14 protein-coding genes and 2 pseudogenes are annotated in these 18,641 nt (G+C 71.7%); 8 read left to right on the top strand and 8 right to left on the bottom strand.

The window, feature by feature from the left end:
• Positions 1 to 21 precede the first annotated feature (21 nt).
• The 3 genes and pseudogenes from ACIO92_RS18505 to ACIO92_RS18495 form a co-directional block, all read right to left on the bottom strand.
• Entirely contained in the window at positions 22 to 1,578 is a 1,557-nt protein-coding gene (locus ACIO92_RS18505) for a DUF4331 domain-containing protein (protein WP_366441837.1), read from the bottom strand.
• 923 nt (positions 1,579 to 2,501) lie between these two features.
• Entirely contained in the window at positions 2,502 to 2,741 is a 240-nt protein-coding gene (locus tag ACIO92_RS18500) for a chaplin (protein ID WP_402282055.1), read from the bottom strand.
• Positions 2,742 to 3,157: 416 nt separating this feature from the next.
• Positions 3,158 to 3,460 (bottom strand): annotated as a pseudogene (locus tag ACIO92_RS18495) (Ig-like domain-containing protein); the annotation flags it as partial.
• Between the two features lie 134 nt (positions 3,461 to 3,594).
• Here ACIO92_RS18495 and ACIO92_RS18490 point away from each other — a divergent pair.
• Positions 3,595 to 3,966: pseudogene (locus ACIO92_RS18490) on the top strand (Tn3 family transposase); the annotation flags it as partial.
• A gap of 36 nt (positions 3,967 to 4,002) precedes the next feature.
• Here ACIO92_RS18490 and ACIO92_RS18485 read toward each other — a convergent pair.
• The 3 genes from ACIO92_RS18485 to ACIO92_RS18475 form a co-directional block, all read right to left on the bottom strand.
• Positions 4,003 to 4,500, bottom strand: coding sequence for a nucleoside deaminase (locus ACIO92_RS18485; RefSeq protein WP_401237185.1), 498 nt, complete (start codon positions 4,498 to 4,500; stop codon positions 4,003 to 4,005).
• A gap of 99 nt (positions 4,501 to 4,599) precedes the next feature.
• Positions 4,600 to 5,070: a cyanase gene (gene cynS / locus ACIO92_RS18480; RefSeq protein ID WP_366441834.1), complete on the bottom strand. Its 471-nt coding sequence runs from the start codon at positions 5,068 to 5,070 to the stop codon at positions 4,600 to 4,602.
• 107 nt (positions 5,071 to 5,177) lie between these two features.
• Positions 5,178 to 5,780 carry a carbonic anhydrase gene (locus ACIO92_RS18475; RefSeq protein WP_402282058.1) on the bottom strand — a complete coding sequence of 201 codons (603 nt, stop codon included), beginning with the start codon at positions 5,778 to 5,780 and terminating at the stop codon, positions 5,178 to 5,180.
• Positions 5,781 to 6,395: 615 nt separating this feature from the next.
• On the opposite strand from ACIO92_RS18475, the gene ACIO92_RS18470 reads away from it, so the two are divergent.
• Positions 6,396 to 8,081 carry an FAD-binding oxidoreductase gene (locus ACIO92_RS18470; RefSeq protein WP_402282060.1) on the top strand — a complete coding sequence of 562 codons (1,686 nt, stop codon included), beginning with the start codon at positions 6,396 to 6,398 and terminating at the stop codon, positions 8,079 to 8,081.
• 330 nt (positions 8,082 to 8,411) lie between these two features.
• Here the strand turns inward: ACIO92_RS18470 and ACIO92_RS18465 are convergent, their stop codons facing one another.
• Positions 8,412 to 8,546, bottom strand: coding sequence for a hypothetical protein (locus tag ACIO92_RS18465; RefSeq protein ID WP_401237188.1), 135 nt, complete (start codon positions 8,544 to 8,546; stop codon positions 8,412 to 8,414).
• Positions 8,547 to 9,453: 907 nt separating this feature from the next.
• Here ACIO92_RS18465 and ACIO92_RS18460 point away from each other — a divergent pair.
• The 4 genes from ACIO92_RS18460 to ACIO92_RS18445 all read left to right on the top strand — a co-directional run bounded on the left by ACIO92_RS18460 (position 9,454) and on the right by ACIO92_RS18445 (position 13,695).
• On the top strand, positions 9,454 to 10,176 hold the full coding sequence (locus tag ACIO92_RS18460; RefSeq protein WP_402282191.1) for a response regulator transcription factor: 723 nt from the start codon (positions 9,454 to 9,456) through the stop codon (positions 10,174 to 10,176).
• A gap of 28 nt (positions 10,177 to 10,204) precedes the next feature.
• Positions 10,205 to 12,217, top strand: a complete 2,013-nt coding sequence (locus tag ACIO92_RS18455; protein ID WP_366441830.1) for a HAMP domain-containing sensor histidine kinase — start codon at positions 10,205 to 10,207, stop codon at positions 12,215 to 12,217.
• Between the two features lie 253 nt (positions 12,218 to 12,470).
• Positions 12,471 to 12,890, top strand: coding sequence for a hypothetical protein (locus ACIO92_RS18450; protein ID WP_366441829.1), 420 nt, complete (start codon positions 12,471 to 12,473; stop codon positions 12,888 to 12,890).
• A 163-nt stretch (positions 12,891 to 13,053) separates the two neighbouring features.
• Positions 13,054 to 13,695, top strand: coding sequence for a class F sortase (locus tag ACIO92_RS18445; protein ID WP_402282063.1), 642 nt, complete (start codon positions 13,054 to 13,056; stop codon positions 13,693 to 13,695).
• A gap of 55 nt (positions 13,696 to 13,750) precedes the next feature.
• Here ACIO92_RS18445 and ACIO92_RS18440 read toward each other — a convergent pair whose 3' ends face one another.
• Complete coding sequence (locus tag ACIO92_RS18440; protein WP_366441827.1) at positions 13,751 to 14,539, bottom strand: type 1 glutamine amidotransferase; 789 nt, start codon at positions 14,537 to 14,539, stop codon at positions 13,751 to 13,753.
• 1,112 nt (positions 14,540 to 15,651) lie between these two features.
• On the opposite strand from ACIO92_RS18440, the gene ACIO92_RS18435 reads away from it, so the two are divergent.
• Together ACIO92_RS18435 and ACIO92_RS18430 are read left to right on the top strand one after the other, a co-directional pair.
• On the top strand, positions 15,652 to 18,036 hold the full coding sequence (locus ACIO92_RS18435; protein WP_402282065.1) for a molybdopterin cofactor-binding domain-containing protein: 2,385 nt from the start codon (positions 15,652 to 15,654) through the stop codon (positions 18,034 to 18,036).
• Positions 18,037 to 18,051: 15 nt separating this feature from the next.
• Positions 18,052 to 18,531, top strand: a complete 480-nt coding sequence (locus ACIO92_RS18430) for a (2Fe-2S)-binding protein (RefSeq protein WP_402282066.1) — start codon at positions 18,052 to 18,054, stop codon at positions 18,529 to 18,531.
• Positions 18,532 to 18,641: the final 110 nt, after the last annotated feature.

Genomic DNA, 18,641 nt, shown 5'->3' with positions numbered 1-18,641 from the left:
GCCCCGCCCGGAAGGGCTGGGTCAGCCGGTCTTGCGGTTGCGGCGCAGGCGGTATCCGCCGATTCCCAGGAGAATGGCGCCCAGCGCGCCGATGGAACCGGCCTGCACGTCTCCGGAGCGCTCCGTGCCGCCGGGTCCGCTGTTGACGGACTTGGTGTGCGGCAGCGCCAGGTACGGGAACGACGTCCCGAACGGCACCTCGTTGGCGTCGACCTTGTCGCCGTCGGCCAGGGCCGGGACGAGTCGGCCGGTCTGGGCCGCGCCTTCGACGGCCTGGAGGGAGATGTCGATGACGTCGTCGGTCGGACGGCGGCCGTTGGGGAAGCCCGCGAGGTCACCGGCGAGGACGCCGTAGCGGTTCGGGCTGGCCGTGGGCGCAACCGCCATGTTCAGGCGCAGTTCCTCAGCAGGCACGATGTTCTTGCTCTTCGCGTCCTTGTTGAGGCTGTGGGCGTTGAGGTCGGCCTTGATCGGTCCGCACGCCTTGCAGATCCCCGTGAGGTAGATCTCGAACAGGTCCCGCCGCGGGGTCGCCGGAGCCGGAACGTCGTAGACCTGCTGGATCAGCTTGGGCAGGATGGGGTCGAGGACCTTGTCCACGACGGGCTGGACGGTGCGGTCCTGGTCCGGGTTGAGGGTGTTGAAGGCGTCCTTGTACTTCAGCGGCACGACGACCTCGTTGACGAGGGGGTTGCCCAGGCGGGAGACCTGCTTCCATTTTTCGCCGCGGCGCGTGTCACGGGAGTCGGAGACCTGCACCCCCTGACGGTCGGTCGTGGACCACACACCGATGACCGGGTTACGGCCCGGGTCGCCCTTCAGCGCCAGCTGCGCCTTGGGGATCTGCAGGGCGACGGAGTTGACGTTGTAGCCGGCCAGGGTGTCCTGGCCCCGCTCGGACAGGTTGCCGCCGTAGAGGAGGTCGAAGACCCGGAGGTCCGCGAAGAACGGGTCCTCGGCCTGTCCCGCGAACGTCTTGCCGCCGCCGGGGACGTTGCGGACCGCCTGGGTGCGCAGGGCGGTGTAGTCGGGCATGGACGCCGGGCCGACGCGGGAGGGGGCCGCGGGCACGCCGGAGAGCAGCACCTTGCTCTCGGCGCCGCGGGAGACCACGAGGTCGTAGACCTGGCGGAAGTTGAGGTCGGGGTCGTTCAGCGAGGTGACCGGGCCGGTGTTGTACAGGAATTGGTTGGCGGCGTCCCGGTAGCTGTTGCGGAAGCGCCAGGTGTAGGTGATGTCGGAGACGCCGTCACCCGTGTTGTCGATCTTGATGTTGTAGCGGAGGTCCTCACCGAACGCGTAGAAGTTCGGGCCGCCGTTGGGCTCCTCGAACGGGATCCAGTTCGCCAGGAACGTGACGGCGTCGGGCCGGTCGAGGCTGGTGTACGCGTACACGTCGGTGTTGTCCGCACGGGGGTCGCCCGCGATCAGCGGCGCTTCGCGGTGGCTGGAGGCGGCGCTGACCCCTGGGGTGAGGGTGAGTGCGGCGATGCCGGTCGCGAGCGCGCCGGCGCCCAGGACGAGGAGGGACTGGTCGAGCGCACGCCGCGAACGAGGCCGTGCGGAGATGGACTTCAAGGGTGTTCCTCTCGACTGCGGCCCCTGCGCCACCCCGCACACCGGCGAGGTCGGACAGGAGCTCTGAGGTGGGGTGACCACTGGGTCGGACGACGCGGCCCCTGAGGTATCGGCAGAAGCAAGGCCCGCCGACCCTGCGCCGTGCTCTTGTGCTCAGACCGCGCAGTCGGAAGGAAAGCATGTGTTGCCTGCCGTGCGTGGCCGAAATTCCCGGCACCGCCAATGAATGTCATGCGCAGCTGACACAAACGGCCTGACCACAGCCGCGCGGGGGAGAGATGAAAGGGGAATTATTTTGCGGCGACACGCGATGAGAATGCTAGGCCGATCGGGTTTGCACTGTTATTGCAACCCATGTGCAATAAGGGACGGCTTCGGGGGTGGAGGCAGATGGAGGGGCCTCTGGGCTGGAAGTACGCCGTTGTGGGGCCTCGGCCTGAGGGTGCGAAGCCGGACTGGCCGGGCGTGGGGTTCTCGATGGGAAAAATGAGCCGGGCGGGAGGAGTGGATTCACGGGCGACCGCGCGGTCATTTCGGAAAGGATTCGAAGAAAGGTTTCTTTAAATGTCCGGATAGAAAGATGAATTGCCTTCTGTGGATCTTGTGCATTGCCTCGCTGGGGAAGCGTCTGCCGGTTTGTTTTTCTCTTTTTCGTTTCTTCGATTCGGGGCTTCAGCGGTTTCAGGGACTTCGGTGGCTTCAGGGGTGAGCCGCGTGCGGTCGGGGTTGCCGCTTGCCGGGGTTGAGCCCTGTGCCGATGAGGGGTGGTGACACCTCGTTGGTCACCACCCGGAGAGTTCCGCTCCGGCCGGACTTCGGGTGGGCTGGTGGCAGCGGGGGGACCCGTTCGAACCGGAGAGGAACGGGCCGGTACGCCCCAGCAGTCCGGGCCGGAGTGCGGGGGCGTACCGGGATCAGTGCCTTCAGGTGTTGACGCAGGTGTTGCCGAAGGCGGGGTTGAGCAGTCCGATCACGCTGACGCTGTTGCCGCACGCGTTGACCGGGAGGTGGATCGGGACCTGGACCAGGTTTCCCGACAGGACTCCGGGGGATCCGACTGCCGCACCGGAGGCTCCGGCGTCGGCCGACGCCGCGGACGCGCCGCCGACGACGGCCGTACCCACAGCGAGTGCGAGGCCCGCACCCTTCAGAAGACGGGACATGGGGTCTCCTTCGTGAACGAGCGGCGCCTACGCGCCGACGGCCCCGGACCGGGCCCGCACGGTCTCTTCGCGGGGCGACCGTGGGGCGGTTTGGCCTCCGCTGATTGATTCCCTCGAAGGGGTGGTCTCCTCCTCCATCTGGCCGGACGCTTCATCGCGCGCAGGATCAGGAGCAGTGGTTTCCGGCGAGCACGATGTCTTCCCCCCACCGAAGGAGGGTTGCCCGGGTGGCGCCCTGACGGCGCTCTCGCCCCGCGGCATCCGGCTCATGACGAGCCCTGCCCCTGGCCGGTTGCACTGTTCGAGACGGGCAGACCTCGCTCAACCGGAGCGGAAGACATGCGCATCTCCGAGGAAGAGACCGTTGAAGGCCCTCATGCAGCCCTCCCCGCTGCTCCGGCGTCGTCGTTTCAGGTCTGTCCGGTGCCGTCGGTGGCGCGGACGGCGAGGCTGTGGGTGCCGGGGGTGGCGTTCCAGCGGTACGACCACTGGCGCCAGGTGTCGGGGGTGTCCTGGGCGGCGAGGTCGGCCGGGTTCCAGGGGCCGTCGTCGACGCGTACCTCGACGCGCTCGACGCCTCGGTGCTGGGCCCAGGCGACGCCCGCGACCATGACGGTGCCCGTCGGGGGGTTGGCGAAGGGTTTGGGGGTGTCGATACGGGACTCGGTCTTGATCGGCCCCCTCCGGGCCCACCCCCGCTGGACCCAGCAGGGGTCGTACCTCAACAACCTGCCCTCCGAGACGTCCGGACGCTACGGCGAGCCGGGCGGCATCGCCTACCACCACATCTCCGGCACCCGCATCGTGTTGTTCACGCGCTTCATCCCGTGCGGGGTGCGGGAGGTCGTCGTACATCATCGAGGGCCTGCTGAAGAACCCTTCCGGGAGGAAGCCGACCACGGTGCACGCGGACACACGAGGCCAGCCGTTCCCGGTCTTCGCGTGCGCACGCGTCCTGGGCTTCGACCTGATGCCCAGGATCGGGGTCAGGAGCTGGAACTGGAAGGCTCTGGCCTTCTACCGGCCTGCGAAGCAGACCGAGTACGTACATGTCGACGCACTGTCCGGGGAGCCGGGCCACGACGTCATCGACTTCGACCTGATCGAGTCCCGGTTCCGTCACCGGGTGGCCGTCTCCGTGCGCGAGGGCGCCATCTCCTCCACGCCGCTGCTGCGCCCGCGCGCCGACTCGCGCAAGAACGCCACCCGCACCGTCTTCCGTGAGACCGGCCGCGCATCCGAACCGTCCGGTTGCTGCGGGTCAGGCGGTGGGGGCACCGGCAACGCGGCGTTCGCCGCCGTTGCGCTTCTGCCAGAGCTTGTAGACGTCCACCGCGGTGTCGCGCTCGTCGTGGCGCATGGGCAGGCGGCGCTCGGTGCTGTCCTTGGCGAACTCGCCGTAGAAGGAGTCGAGCTCGAAGTATTTGCGGTCGTCGACGTAGTGCGGTTCGTAGGCGTCGCGGGTGGTGAGGAAGACGACCTCGTCCGGGGAGCAGTAGTACAGCGAGCCCAGGCACATGGGGCAGGGGTGGGCGAGGACGTAGATGGTGGCGCCGGTCAGGTGCTCGGTGCCCAGCTTGGTGCAGGCGTCGCGGATCGCGAGGATCTCGGCGTGTGCGGTCGGGTCGGAGGTCTGGGCGACCAGGTTCGGGGACTCGGCGAGGATCTCGCCGTCCTTGACGATGACGGTCGCGAAGGGGCGGCCGCCTTCTTCGACGTTGCGGCGGGCGATGTCGATCGTGCGCTGTGCGAAGTCCATGAGTGTTCCTTCACAGGAGGTGGGGCGGACAGGCGGCCCGCCCGGCAGGGTGGGGCGGGCCGGTGTCGTTGCTGCGGGCCCGCCCCGGGGCTGGCGGGTTCAGAAGGGCTTGGTCGGCAGGTACTTGCCGTCCATGGTGATGACGGCGCGCTCGCCGCCCTCGGGGTCGGCGACCTTCTTCACGTCCAGCTTGAAGTTGATCGCGGAGATGATGCCGTCGCCGAGCTGTTCGTGGACCAGGGCCTTCAGGGTCGTGCCGTAGACCTGGAGCATCTCGTAGAAGCGGTAGATGGTCGGGTCGGTGGGGACGGACCCGGGGATGGAACCGCGGGTCGGGATGGTCTGCAGCGTCATCGTGTCGTCGGCGTCCAGGCCCAGGAGCTCGGCCACGGCCTCGGCCGATGTCCTGGGCAGCGGGTGCTGGCCGAGTACGGCGGCGGTGACGAAGGCGGCGGAGAGGTCCGCGGCGTCGGCGATCTGCTGCCAGGACAGGTCCTTGCGGATCTTGGCGTCGACGGCCTTGGCGGCCAGGGCCTGACGGGCGGTGTTGTCGAACTGGGCGTGCACCATGAGATGGGCTTCCTTTCGGTGATGCCGCTCGCCAGGGGGAAGGGGAACGGCGTTGCAGGGATCAGGGGGTGATCCCGTACGCGGAGGGGGGATCAGGAGTGGTCCGGTCAGGCCGCGAGGGCGGGCTGCGGGCCGCCGGTGCGGAGTTCCGCGACGGTGCCGGAGGGGATGTCGTAGACCCAGCCGCGCAGGGTGACCGAATTCGCGGCCAGGGCGCGGGCGACCGAGGGGTGGGTGGCCAGGTTGGCCAACTGGGCGAGCACGTTCTCCCGCACCAGGGCATCCACCTTCTGCGCGCCGGGCTCGGCGGCGGTGCGGGCGAGAGAGGCGTCCGCGTGCCGCAGCCAGTCGGCGATTGCCGGCGCGCCGGACAGGTCGTGCTGTTCGGCGAGGGCGGTCATGGCGCCGCAGGCCGAGTGGCCGCACACCACGATGTCGCTCACGCCCAGGACGGACACGGCGTACTCGATGCTGGCCGCGACCCCGTCCGGACCGGGGGTGTGGGCGGGGACGAGGTTCCCGGCGGTGCGGATCACGAACAGTTCGCCCGGCTCGCTCTGGGTGATCAGCTCCGGCACCACACGGGCGTCGGAACAGCTGATGAACAGCGTGGAGGGGCGGTGGGTGGTCGCCAGGTGGGCGAAGAGGCCCGCCTTGGCCGGGTAGACGTCCCGCTGGAACTGCGCGACGCCCTCGGTGAGGTCTTGCATGGTCACTCCCTTCGTGGTTGCCGGCCCCGTGGGGCTGACGAGATCCACCATGCATGACCAGCACCTATAGCGTCCAAGACCCAGTATCGATGCCAGCTATAGATGACATCTATAGCTGGGTTACGGCCCCTGGAAACTCCGCCACCCGCGCCACCTGCTCACCGTCACCGGACATGCCGACCTCACCCGTCCCGCCGAAGACCCGGGCATCTCTCCGCGGGGCCGGGCACCGGCCCGCACCCGATGCGGCGCCGGAAGCGGTCCATGTACCGCTCCAGGGGCCGCGTAGCCTTCGGCCCGCCGTTCCTGGCCCGGGAGGACACGGGAGACGTCCTTCCCCTCCCGCTCTCCCGGTCGGGGACTTGTTCGTGTTCACGGCGGTGACAGCATGATCGGCTCGGCGATCTGCCCCGGCGACATGATCACCGCCCGCGGGCTCGCACCGACCCGGGAGCTGACCATCCGGAAGGGCGCCGTCCATCTGGTCGCGGCCGTCGACGCTCGGGGCCGATCCGGTGAGCCGTGTCGGTGGCCGGGTGCGGCAGGCCGGTTCGGTCCGGGTGCGCGGGTAGCGTGCGGGCGCCGGAGGACGCCCCGGCGGAGGAGGACCACGCGATGGAACGCTCGACGGACGAGAGGTTCGGGCGGCGCCACCTGCTGGCCCGAGCTGCTGTGCTCACCGTCGGCGGGACGGCCGGTGGCGCTGCTGCCGGAGCCGCCGAGGCGCTGAGCGGTACGGGCACAGGGCGGGCCGGCGGTGAGGACGAGGGCGGAGGGACACCGTTCGGGCAGGTGGTGGTCCGTCCCGGCGATTCCCGCTACGAGAGTCTGCGGCGCGGCGACAACTTCCGGTTCGTCGGCAGGCCGGAGGAGATCCGTCCGGTCGGCTCCACCGGGCAGGTGGTGCGGGCGGTGGCCGACGCCGTCCGTTCCGGGCGCCGTATCGCGGTGCGCAGCGGCGGTCACTGCTTCGAGGACTTCACCGCCGGTCCGGACGTGCGGGTGCTGCTGGATCTCTCGCCGATGGGGGCCGTCGGCTTCGATCCCGGTATGGGTGCCTTCGTCGTACGGCCGGGGGCGACCCTCGGGCACGTGTACCGGACCCTGTTCCAGGGGTGGGGTGTGACGATCCCGGCCGGTGGCTGTCCCGAGGTGGGTGCGGGCGGGCATCTGGCCGGTGGCGGATACGGTCCGCTGTCCCGGCGATACGGCTCGGTCGTGGACTATCTACATGCCGTCGAGGTGGTCGTCGTCGACCGGGACGGTACCGTCCGCGCGGTCGTCGCCACCCGTGATCCCGGCGATCCGCACCACGACCTGTGGTGGGCCCACACCGGCGGTGGGGGAGGCAACTTCGGTGTCGTCACCCGCTACTGGCTGCGCTCCCCGCGGCCGGAGGGCGGCGGCACCCGGCCATCGGCCGACCCCGCGCGCCTTCTGCCGTCCGCCCCGAGCGGGCTGCTGGAGGGGCTGGTCGTCTGGAGCTGGGACGGGACGGACGAGCGTGCGTTCACGACCCTGCTGCGCAATTTCGGGACCTGGCACGAGCGCAACAGTGCGCCCGGTTCGCGCGCCGCGAGCCTCTACGCGGTTCTCGTCGCCAGGCACCGCGCCACCGGCGGCCTTCAGATGACCGTGCAGATCGACGCGGGCCTCCCGGACGCCGATGCCCTCCTCACCGGCTTCGTCTCCGCCATGACGGCGGGTACCGGCGTCACCCCGTCCGTGACGCTCCGGGGCGTCCTGCCGTGGCTGCATGTCATGACCTGGCCCGGCACCGGCGAAGCGGGCGATGTCGGCACCCGCCGCTACAAGGACAAGGCAGGCTACCTGCGCCGCGGGTTCACCGATACCCAACTCGCCGCCATCTACCGTCACTTGACGAACGACGCGGTCGGCACCGACAGCGGGATGCTCCTCATCGGATACGGAGGCCAGGTCAACGCCGTCGCCCCCCACGCCACCGCCGTCGCCCAGCGGGACTCGGTGATGAAGGCCATCTACTACACCGTCTGGGCCGACGAGGCGGACGACACGGCCAGGCTGGCCTGGGTGCGCGACCTCTACCGGGACGTGTACCGCGACACCGGAGGCGTCCCCGTCCCCAACGACGTCAGTGACGGCTCCTACATCAACTACGCCGACGCCGATCTCGCCGACCCTGCCTGGAACACCTCCGGCACCCCCTGGCACACCCTGTACTACAAGGCCAACTACCCCCGTCTGCAGCGGATCAAGGCCCGCTGGGACCCCCTCGACGTCTTCCGGCACGCGCTTTCGATCGAACCGCCACCCAGGTAGAGGCGATCCATTCCGTTTCGGACGGAGGAGTATGGAACGGTCACACCGGTGGCGGTTCCGACCGTCCGCACAAGGCCTTCTCGAACCGTATGCCCTCGTCCTCGGCCCGCCACGGCGACAGCGTCCAAAAGGCGGGAGACGGTGCCGACGGATATCCCGAAGTCGGCCTCGATCCGGGCGGGGTGCTACTCGGGACGGGTGCTTGTCGTCACGGAGGTTCCTTCTCCAGGCGGGCGGCGGGCGGCGGGCGGCGGGTGCGGGTAGCGCCGTGCGAGTCGGGGCCCCGGCTCCCAGGTACCTGCCCCATGGCTGCCGACAGGAAAGACTCAGTCACAGGGCCACGATCAGACCCAGGACCGGGGGAGCGGCAGTGATCACCGCGTCGCTCCAGGTCGCGTAGACGCCCCTCCTGCCTTCCCTGGTGCTCAGACCAGTCCCGCTGAGGGTGGTGCCGAGACGGTCCACTGCCGTACCTGCGTGACAGCGTTCCGCGTGGATCTTCCTCCGATCGCGCTCGGCGAGAAGGCCCAGAAGAAGACCTCACCACGGCTCATGGTCAAGGCGAGGCCGTTTCTCGAAGAGACGGCGTCCTCCTTCTTCGAGATCCGTACGGGGGCGACCGGCAGTGGTGTCACGTCCCGCACGGTGCCATCCGGACAGAGGACGATCCCAGGTCGTATCCCGGCCCGTACGAAGAACACGTTCCCGCACCCCAGGAACACCCGGATCCCCACGCCCCGGACGCCGCGTTCCCCGACGGCGGCCAGACCGGCCAGAAGCAGCACCGGATTCACCACGAGCAGCGCGCACCAGACCGCGACGACGGTGCCGGTCCTTCGCAGGTGCGGCGACCCGTCCCGCTTCCGTCCCGTGAGGATTCCGCCGTTCCGGCGCCCGCCCGACCGCGTCACGGGCAGTACTCGCCGCCGGTGTTGCGAGCACTCTCCCGGGAGTCGTGCTCAGGAGTAGCGAGCGAGTGCCGTTCCAGGCCGTCGCCTCGTACTCCCGGCGTGCGGCCCGGCAGCGCATGAACCCGCTCGGGTCCGCACACGCCGCCCATCTCGCCGTATGCCCCGCCCGCACGCCGGTCGCCTCGGAGGCATCCAGCTGATCCGGATACCCGGTCCTCGTCGGCCGTCTCGGTGACGTACGCGTCGGGCACGGTCAGAAGGGCTCTTGCCCACCCCGGCCGGCAGCGGGGCGAGATCGCCGGTCCGGGAGTCCGGGTGGGTCGCCGCGTACAGCGCGCTCACCGGCCACGGTTCCCCTCCGCGACCACCGCGGGCGGGTGCGGTACGAGCCACCGGCTCCGTACCGTACGCCCGTTCGTCACCCGTGTCTGTCTACGATCAGTGTCGTGTGTGCACATGTGATGGTCGCCGAGGATGACGACAAACAGGCCGAGCTGGTTCGCCGCTACCTCCTGCGTGAAGGGCACTCCGTCACTCTGGTGGCGGACGGCCGCACCGCTGTCGAGGCTGTCCGTCACCGGCCTCCCGACCTGATCGTCCTGGATGTGATGATGCCCAGGACGGACGGCCTGGACGTCCTGCGGATCCTGCGCGCCGAAGCGTACGAACTCCCCGTACTGATGCTCACCGCCCGCTCCACCGAGGACGATCTGCTCCTCGGGCTCGACCTCGGCGCCGACGACTACATGACCAAGCCGTACAGCCCGCGCGAGCTGATGGCCCGGGTCCGCACCCTGCTGCGCCGCACCGCGCCGCGCGGCGGGACCGCCCCGCCGGCCGAGGAGCATCTGCTGACCGTCGGGGAACTGGTGGTCGACCCGGAGAAACACGAGGTCACGGTCGGAGGCGGCGGCGTCGACTGCACACCCGGAGAGTTCCGGATCCTCGCCGCGATGGCCGCCGAGCCGGGCCGGGTCTTCACCCGCCAGCGACTCGTCCAGGAACTCCACGGCTACACGCGCTACATCGGTGACCGGACCGTCGACGTCCACATCATGAACCTGCGGAAGAAGGTCGAGACCGAGCCGAAGCGGCCCGAGAAGCTGCTGACCGTCTTCGGCGTCGGCTACAAGCTGGTCGACCCCGACGCGGGCCCGGGACGTGGTGGCCGTGCGACGCCGTAGCCAGGGCAGTACGAAAGGGGCCGGTGGGATGGGAGAAGACAGCGGTACGGGAGGGACGACCGGGGCCCGGGACGCGCGCCGCGCCCGGCGCCTGCCCCTGCGCAAGAGCCTGCTGGTCCGGCTCCTCGCGGTCTCCGCCCTCGTAGCCGTGTGCTCCGTCGCCGCCACCGCCTGGCTCGCCGCGCAGACCACCACCGGCGCCATCGAACGCGAGCAGGGCCGCGATCTGGCCAAGGACGCCCGGATCTACCGCGAACTCCTGGGCCATGCCGCCACCAACCCCCAGTGGGACGGGGTCGAACGCAAGGTCAGGGAACTGGCCGCCGCCAACGACCGGCGGATCGTGCTCGTCAACCCGCGCAGCGGGCTCGTCGTCGCCGACTCCTCGACCGGGAAGAACCCGCCCGCGCTCCCCGAGACGCCCTCCGCGTCCATCGACCCCCTGAGAGTCGACCCCGCCTTCGGCGATGCCACCGAGAGCGACGCGCCCGGCGCTCTGGCCGGGGCGAGCGGCAGCAAGGGCAGCATCGACCCGCGTGCCGTGGGCCCCTTCCAACTGCCCGGCACGGAGCGGGCCGTCCTGCGCGAACTCGCCGACGGGGTGGTTTCCTGCCTGCGCGCGAGGTACTCCCTGAACGCCGAGCGCATGACCACCCCCAGCGGTCGCTCCTACATACGGACGGCAGGTCTGGAAACCGAGCAGTACCAGCACTTCTGCGGCCTGACCGAGCTGGCGCAGCCCACCGCCACCGAGAAGAAGGCGGTCGCGGCGCTCAACAAGCTCTCCAACACCTGCCTGCGGCGCAGCGAGCGCACCGCGATCCCCCTGTGGCTGATCCACGGCGCACAGGGGGAGCCCCGGATCGTCTTCGGGGACCGGAAGGGCCCCGCCGAGTCGATGTTCGTCCCCCTCGATCAGGTGATTCCGGGGCGGGCCCCGGAATCGGCCAAGGTCCGGATCGATGTGGTGAAGGCGAAGATGGTGCCCCACCGGGTGGACAGCACGGTCGAGAACTGTGTCGACAACGCCCGCCGCCAGCAGCTCGTCTCCCATGTCGCCGCCCCCGCCGAGCTCTACATCAGCGATCCCGACGGGAGCCCCACCGCGCCCGGCTTCGACCTCTCCCCGGACGACACCGCCCGCATCGCGGGGGTCGCCGCGCTGGTCCTCGCACTGACCGTCGGCGCCTCCGTGCTGGCGGCCACCCGGCTGGTGCGGCCCCTGCGGGCGCTGACCTCGGCCGCGCAGCTCATGAAGGACGGGGAGACCACCGCGCCCGTCCCCGTACGCTCCGACAACGAGATCGGCCGACTCGCCGCCGCCTTCAACGACATGGCCGCGCACCGCGCCCGGCTGGAGCACCAGCGCCGCGAGATGGTCGGCGACGTCGCCCATGAACTGCGGACCCCGCTGAGCACCATCCGGGGCTGGCTGGAGGGCGCCCAGGACGGCGTCGCCGACCTCGACCCCGCCTTCGTCTCGTCCCTGCTCGAAGAGGCGATCCAGCTCCAGCACATCATCGACGACCTCCAGGACCTGGCCCAGGCCGATGCGGGCGAACTGCGGCTGAGCCCCGCGCCGGTAGGGGTGGGGGAACTGCTCGCCCAGGTCGCCGCCGCGCAGACACCGCGCGCCGAGACGGCCGGGGTCCGCCTCGCCGTGACCTTCCCCGACGGGCTGCCGGACCTCACCGCAGACCCGGTCCGGCTGCGGCAGGCGGTCGGGAACCTGGTCTCCAACGCCGTGCGCCACACCCCGCACGGCGGCACGGTCACCCTGCGCGCCCGCGCCGCCGGATCCCGGCTCACCGTCGAGGTCGAGGACACGGGAAGCGGGATTCCGGCCGAGGATCTGCCGTATGTCTTCGACCGGTTCTGGCGGGCCGACAAATCCCGCAACCGGCGGACCGGCGGCAGCGGGCTCGGGCTGGCGATCGTACGGAAACTGGCCGAGGCGCACGGCGGTACGGCGACGGCACGCAGCACTCCGGGGGAGGGATCGGTGTTCATCCTGGAGCTGCCGGTGGTGGGGAAGGGCTGAGCGGGCGGGCCGGGCGACCTGTCGAGCCGGGAGGGTTCGGCCGGGGCGCTGTCGCCGTGCGGTACGGGCGGATGCACGGCGGTACGGACGCGGTGGGGCCGGATCCCTCTCAGGGTCCGGATGTACCGCGGCTCGGCGGGTCCGGCTGCGGCGCAGCGCTGACCCGGAGGCGACAGAACCCTGACAGGTTCTTCATACGTCTCGGCCAGCCTGGGCGCCGTACCGAATCCCAGCCTCCCGAATGGAGTCCCCCATGACAGCCGCGTCCTCGCGCCGTGCCCTGAAGGCCCTCGCCGTCACGACCGCCGCCCTCGGCGCCGTCCTGGTCTCCGGCAGCGGTGCGTCCGCCGACAGCGCCCCTTCCCCGGTGAAGATCGTCGTGGCCGACAAGGCCGAGTGCAAGCCGCCGTCGGACCAGGGCAAGGGCAACGCCAAGAGCCGTGTCGTCGGCAAGGACGGCGCCGTCGTCTGCCTCCACCAGCCCTCCGAGCGCGGGCGGTCGGCCGGGGTGATGCCGCGCGGCGGTGTCGCCGCGGGCGAGCGCCCCGTCGCCGCCCGGGGCGACGGCGGCCCCACCACGGTGATCGTCGGGGCCACGGCCGCCGCCGTCACCCTGGCCGCCGCGGGCGCAGTCGTGATCCGCCGCCGCACCGCGCACCACGACGCCCGCTGAGCCACAGCAACAGCGCCAACAGCACCAACAGCACCAACAGCACCAACAGCACCAACAGCACCAACAGTTGTACGCCGGTCCGGTCCGCTGCGGAGTCGCTCCCGTCGCGGGCCGGGTCGGCCGCCGTACCTCCCCTCAACCCGTGTCACCGGAAGGCCTCCCCATGCACCGTCGCCGCCTGCCGTCCTGGTACGCCGTCGGGCTGGCCCTCGCCCTCGCGGCGACGGGCTGCTCCACCGGGACCGGAGCCGGAGCCGGAGCCCGAGCCGGAACCGAGGCCGCGACCGGGACCGGGACCGGGACCGCGAGGGACCCCGCACCGCCGTCCGCGCCCGCCACGCCCACCACGTCCCCCGGCAAAGCCGCCGCCGAGCCCGTCCACCTCTCCATCCCCGCCATCAAGGTCAGCAGTGCCCTGATGCGCCTGGGGCTCAACAGCGATCGGACGGTCGAGGTGCCGCCGCCCGAGCAGGGGATGACCGCGGGCTGGTACACCGGCGGAGCGGCCCCGGGCGAGAAGGGCGCCGCGGTCCTCATCGGACACAACGACACCAGGTTCGGCCGCGCCGTCTTCCACGATCTGAACAAGCTCACCAAAGGCGCTGAGATCACCGTCCGCGACGCCCGTGGCAAGAACCTCACCTTCACCGTCACCGCGACCGAGACCGTGCGGAAGACCGCCTTCCCCACCCAGCGCGTCTACGGCCCCACCGCCACGCCGGAGCTGCGCCTCGTCACCTGCGACGGCGAGTTCGACGCCGAGGGGCATCCGGTGGACAACCTGATCGTGTACGCCAAGCTCTGAGCTTCCAGGCGTCGACGCCCCCGGCCGTCGCCCCCCGGTCCTCACCGTCCCCGCGTCACCCCACCGGCGCGCCCGGACCGTTCGAGGGGGTGCGTTCCTCCGCGTGGGCCCGGACCACCGTCCCCCACGCCTCGGACACCGCGCCCCAGACCGTACGCAGTGCGGGCTCCGCCCGGCGGACCGATGCCACCGCCCCCTCCGGGTCCCCGCCCTCCGCGCGCAGGCGTGCGCCGTCCGCCGCCGCCCATGCCGCGACCGTGTCCCCGCCGACCTCCGGGTGGAACTGCACCGCCCACGCCGCGTTCCCCACCCGGAACGCCTGGTGCCGACAGTCGTCACCGGTCAGCAGCGGTACGGCGCCCGGCGGCAGCCGGTCCACCTCGTCCCAGTGCCACTGTGCGGCCGGAGCGCCCTCCGGCACACCGCCGAACACCGGATCGTCCTCGGCGGCGGGCAGCCCGCGCAGCGGTACGGCGCCCACTTCGGGCCCTGGGGCCCGGGTCGTGACCGAACCGCCCAGGGCGTGCGCGACGATCTGCCCGCCCAGGCATATCCCGAGCAGCGGAGTCTCTCCGGCCACCGCCTCGCGGACCAGGGCGCGGACCCGGGGGAGCCACGGGGCGGCCCCGTCGTCCTCGCAGTTGACCGAGCCGCCGAGCACCAGGAGACCGGCGTGGTCGCGCAGATCGTCCGGGAGGGCCTCGCCGCGCCAGGCGCGCACCACGTCGAGCCGCAGCCCGGTGGCCGCGAGCCGCTCGCCGACCAGACCGGCCCCGGCGTCCTCCTCGTGCTGCACCACGAGGACGGCGGCGCCGTCTCCCGCCGCGCGGTTCCCTGTCGTCACGGTCGTCCGCTCCCGCCCTGTTCCCGGGACGCGCCGTCGCGTCCGCCGTCCGAGGATCTCCCGTGCCCCGCCCGCGCGGAAGCCCCGCAGGGGGACGGGAAGATCACATCTGGGTACGCCGCCGCGCCCCGCCGAGTACGTCGGCCGATACGGGGAACGGGCCGCGCCGCTGGACCGGGGCCATGACCCCCGAAGCCCGGTGCACCCGCCCGTTCCGGCACGTCACCATCACCGGCGCCGCCCTCGCGGTGGCCGTCGGACCCCTGGTCCTGGGTGCTCTGCCGCCCCGGCCGGTAGGCGATGGCCCGATGGTCTCCGTCAACGCGCTGATTGCGGGCGGAGGTCAGCGCCCCGCCTCTCCCGCGCCCGCCTCTCCCGCGCCCAGCTTTCCCGGGTACGCGCGTCCGGGGCGCGCCTGGCCCGGGTCCCTCTCTCGCGGATCGGTGACCGGGGCGTGCGGCTCACCGATCCGAGCTCCTCACGGGTCCGGGTTCCCGACGCGTGGCTCACCGGGGCCCGCCCCTCCCGGGTCCGGCTGCCCGGGGGGCCGCGAGTCCGGCGCGGGTCCGTCCCCTCCGTGCCCGGTTCCGCCCGTCGGCCCGTGGGCGTACCCCGTGAGGCGCCGTCGCCGCGAACGTCCGACGATGGCGTGGCCCGGTCTCGTACATCTCCAGCAGCCGGTCCCCGCGCCCGCGCGCGTCCCGACCCCGTTCCGTACGCCGTGCTCCCGCCGTGGCGTGACGCGACCGGTCCTGTACGTCGAGCCCGCGCCGTGATGTGTCCCGGCCCGGTCCCGTACGTCAGACCTCCGCGCCGTGGTGTGACGCGACCGGGTTGCCTACGTCTGCTCCCGCCGTGGTGCCTCCCGGCCCGGTCCCGTACGGTCCGCCCCCGCCTGGCGCGACCCGGCGGGAGCACCACGTACGCTCCGGCCCGCCGCCGCTCGCTCCGCCCGGTCCCGTACCGCCCCGAGCGTCACCGTGCAAGCCGGTCCGCGTGTTGACGGGCCGTCGGGTCGAACGGTCCGTCGGGGCCGTCCGGATGCGCGATGATCAAGCCTTTCGAGGCGGCCCGGCGCGCAGTGCGCCGGGCCATGGCGAAGGGCACACCGAATGGCGAGGCGGCACCGCGTGCGGGACGAACACCCCACGGACGGTACGGGCGACGGAGCCCCGCGCCAGTGCGGCGCGGAACCCGGCCGGGCGCCCGGGATCGACCGGCGCCGCTTCCTCGGGTACGTGCTCGCCGCCCCCACCCTCACCGTCGCCGCCCAGCTCGGCGCGGAGGTCCTCGCGCCCCGCGAGGCCGCCGCGCTCATCCCCTCGCTGCCCGGCCCGGCCGAACTCATCGACCTGAACGAGCTGTTGACCCTCGCGGCCCTGCCCACGAGCAATCTGATCACGATCCGGATCGACACCGGGGGCACGGCCCACTTCGCGCTGCCGCGCGCCGAGGTCGGCCAGGGCGTCACCACCTCCAGCGCCATGATCGTCGCCGAGGAACTCGACCTGCCGCTCGACAAGGTGAAGGTCACCCTCGCCGACGCCCGTCCCGAACTGCTCTTCAACCAGCTCACCGGCGGCTCCAACACGACCTGTTCCACGTACACCCCGATCCGGGTCGCCGCAGCGGTCGCCCGGGGCCGACTGCTGCGCGCCGCCGGGCTCCTCCTCGGCGAGGCCGTGGAGACCCTCACCACCAAGGCGGGCACGGTCGTCTCCACGGCGGGCGGGGCGCTCGGCTACGGCGAACTCGCCGTGCGGGCCGCCGCCCTCTCCGACACCGCCGTCGCCGTCACCCTCAAGGACCCGGCCCGCTTCCGGGTCATCGGCACCGGACAGCGCCGGGTGGACGCCCTCGACGCGGTCACCGGCCGCAAGAAGTTCGCCATGGACCTCCAGGTCCCGGACGCCCTGCCCACCATGGTCTGCCGCCCGCCCACCATCAACGGCACCGTCCGCTCCGTCGCCAACCTCGCCGAGGTCCGGGCCATGCCGGGCGTCACGGACGTCGTCACCGTCTCCACCGGCGTCGCGGTCCGGGGCCGCACCTTCGGCCAGTGCGTGGACGCCGTGCGCGCCCTCCGGGTCGACTGGGGCCCCGGCACCGCCGAGGGCGCCTCCGACGCCACCGTCCTCGCGAAGCTGCGCCGCGCCGAACTCCCCCTCGTCGTGCCGCCGTTGCCGCTCCTCACCAAGGCGGTCGACGCCCGCTTCACCTTCCACTTCGCCAGCAACGGCGCCCTGGAGACCAACTGCGCCATCGCCGACGTCCGGCCGGGTTCGGCGGAGATCTGGGGCTCGCTCAAGGCCCCGATCGTCGCCCAGGAGGAGATCGCCCTCACGCTCGGCCTGCCGGTCTCCGCCGTGCGCGTCCACGTCACGGAGGGCGGCGGCTCCTTCGGCCGCAAGCTCTTCCACGACGCGGCCCACGAGGCGGTCGAGATCTCCCGGGCCGTCGGCAAGCCGGTGAAGCTGATGTGGCACCGCACCGACGACTTCCGTCAGGGCCGTACGCACCCGATGTCCACGTCCCGGGTGCGGGCCACGTACACGCTCGGCGAGGTCCTCACGTACGAGCAGCGGCACACCAGCGTGGCCACCGACTTCGGGCACGGCTTCGGGGAGGTCCTCACGGCGCAGGCGGCCCGGCTGCCCGTCGCCGACCTGACGTTCTCCGAGGCGATGTTCCAGCTCACCCAGATCAGCCCCTACCACCTCGGCGTCACCACCCAGCTCCTCGCGGAGACGGACAAGGGCTTCAACACCGGCTCGATGCGCAACATCTACTCGCCCAACGTGCGCTGCGCCCAGGAACTCGTCATGGACGAGCTGGCGAAGAGGACGGGACAGGACGGGTACGCGATGCGCCGGCGGCTGGTGAAGGACGCCCGTGCCCGCGCGGTCCTCGACAAGGTCGCCGAGGTGGGGGAGTGGGGCCGGACCATGCCGTCCGGGACCGCCCAGGGCATCGCCGTCCACACCGAGTACCACTCGGCGGTCGCGGTCCTCGCCGAGATCGACTGCCGTCCTCGGACCACCGGGCGCGAGATCCCCGGCGCGTACACGGGGCCGCGCGTGACCCGGGTGGTCTGCGCCGTCGACGTCGGTCTCGCGGTCAACCCGCGCGGTCTGGAGGCCCAGATGATGGGCGGCATCTCCGACGGCATCGCCCTCACCCTGACGTCGGGGCTGCACCTGCGCGACGGGCACTTCCTCGAAGGCAGCTGGGACCAGTACTTCTACACCCGGCAGTGGAACACCCCGCCCGAGCTGGAGATCATCGTCATGCCCCCGAGCGGCGACCGGCCGGGCGGCGCGGGCGAGCTGGCGGTCGCCGGGGCCATGGCCGCCGTCGCCTGCGCCTACGGCCGGGCCACCGGCACGATGCCGACGCTCTTCCCCGTCAACCACGCCGAGCCGCTCGCCTTCACCCCGCTGCCGACCGTCCCGCCCGTCCCCGCCTCGCCGGTCGACGGCCGCGCCCGCGCCCTGTAGAGACCTGGAGTCCCCGTGCCGCAGCACACCTTCATCCTGAACGGCAAGGCCGTCACCGCCGACGTCGAGGGCGACGTCCGGCTCCTGTGGGTCCTCCGGGACGTCCTCGGCGTCACCGGCCCCAAGTACGGCTGCGGGGTCGGCGTCTGCCGGGCCTGTACCAGCCATCTCAACGGCAAGGCGTTCACGCCCTGCGCCGTGCCCGTCCAGGACCTCGCCCCGGAGGACGAGGTCACCACCATCGAGGGCCTGCCCGACACGGTGGGCCGTGAGCTCCACCCGATGCAGGAGGCGTGGCTCGACCTCGACGTCGCCCAGTGCGGCTACTGCCAGCCGGGCCAGATCATGACGGCGGTCGCGGAGGTGCGACGGGCCCGTGAGAAGGGCCGGGAGATCACCCAGGCCGATCTCGACACCATCCGCAACATCTGCCGCTGCGGTACCTATGACCGCATCCGCAAGGCCGTCCTGGAGGGCGCCCGTCGTATGCCCTGACCGGCCGGGCGGGTGGGGGCCCTGGCGGAGGGCCTGCCCGGGTGACCTGATCCTCTGGCGTGATTCGCCGACCTGATCCGCTGACCTGATCCTCCGGCGTGATCCTCTGA

The organism is Streptomyces sp. NPDC087215, from assembly GCF_044744885.1.
Lineage (GTDB): Bacteria > Actinomycetota > Actinomycetes > Streptomycetales > Streptomycetaceae > Streptomyces.
The sequence above is the reverse complement of the archived record's forward strand: the minus strand, read 5'-3'. Positions and strand labels throughout refer to the sequence as shown.

Coding starts and splice junctions, on each gene's coding strand:
- ACIO92_RS18455 (WP_366441830.1), top strand. CDS start 10,205: ATGGGAGAAGACAGCGGTACGGGAGGGACGACCGGGGCCCGGGACGCG.
- cynS (WP_366441834.1), bottom strand. CDS start 5,070: ATGGTGCACGCCCAGTTCGACAACACCGCCCGTCAGGCCCTGGCCGCC.
- ACIO92_RS18450 (WP_366441829.1), top strand. CDS start 12,471: ATGACAGCCGCGTCCTCGCGCCGTGCCCTGAAGGCCCTCGCCGTCACG.
- ACIO92_RS18435 (WP_402282065.1), top strand. CDS start 15,652: ATGGCGAGGCGGCACCGCGTGCGGGACGAACACCCCACGGACGGTACG.
- ACIO92_RS18500 (WP_402282055.1), bottom strand. CDS start 2,741: ATGTCCCGTCTTCTGAAGGGTGCGGGCCTCGCACTCGCTGTGGGTACG.
- ACIO92_RS18470 (WP_402282060.1), top strand. CDS start 6,396: ATGGAACGCTCGACGGACGAGAGGTTCGGGCGGCGCCACCTGCTGGCC.
- ACIO92_RS18460 (WP_402282191.1), top strand. CDS start 9,454: ATGGTCGCCGAGGATGACGACAAACAGGCCGAGCTGGTTCGCCGCTAC.
- ACIO92_RS18485 (WP_401237185.1), bottom strand. CDS start 4,500: ATGGACTTCGCACAGCGCACGATCGACATCGCCCGCCGCAACGTCGAA.
- ACIO92_RS18475 (WP_402282058.1), bottom strand. CDS start 5,780: ATGCAAGACCTCACCGAGGGCGTCGCGCAGTTCCAGCGGGACGTCTAC.
- ACIO92_RS18445 (WP_402282063.1), top strand. CDS start 13,054: ATGCACCGTCGCCGCCTGCCGTCCTGGTACGCCGTCGGGCTGGCCCTC.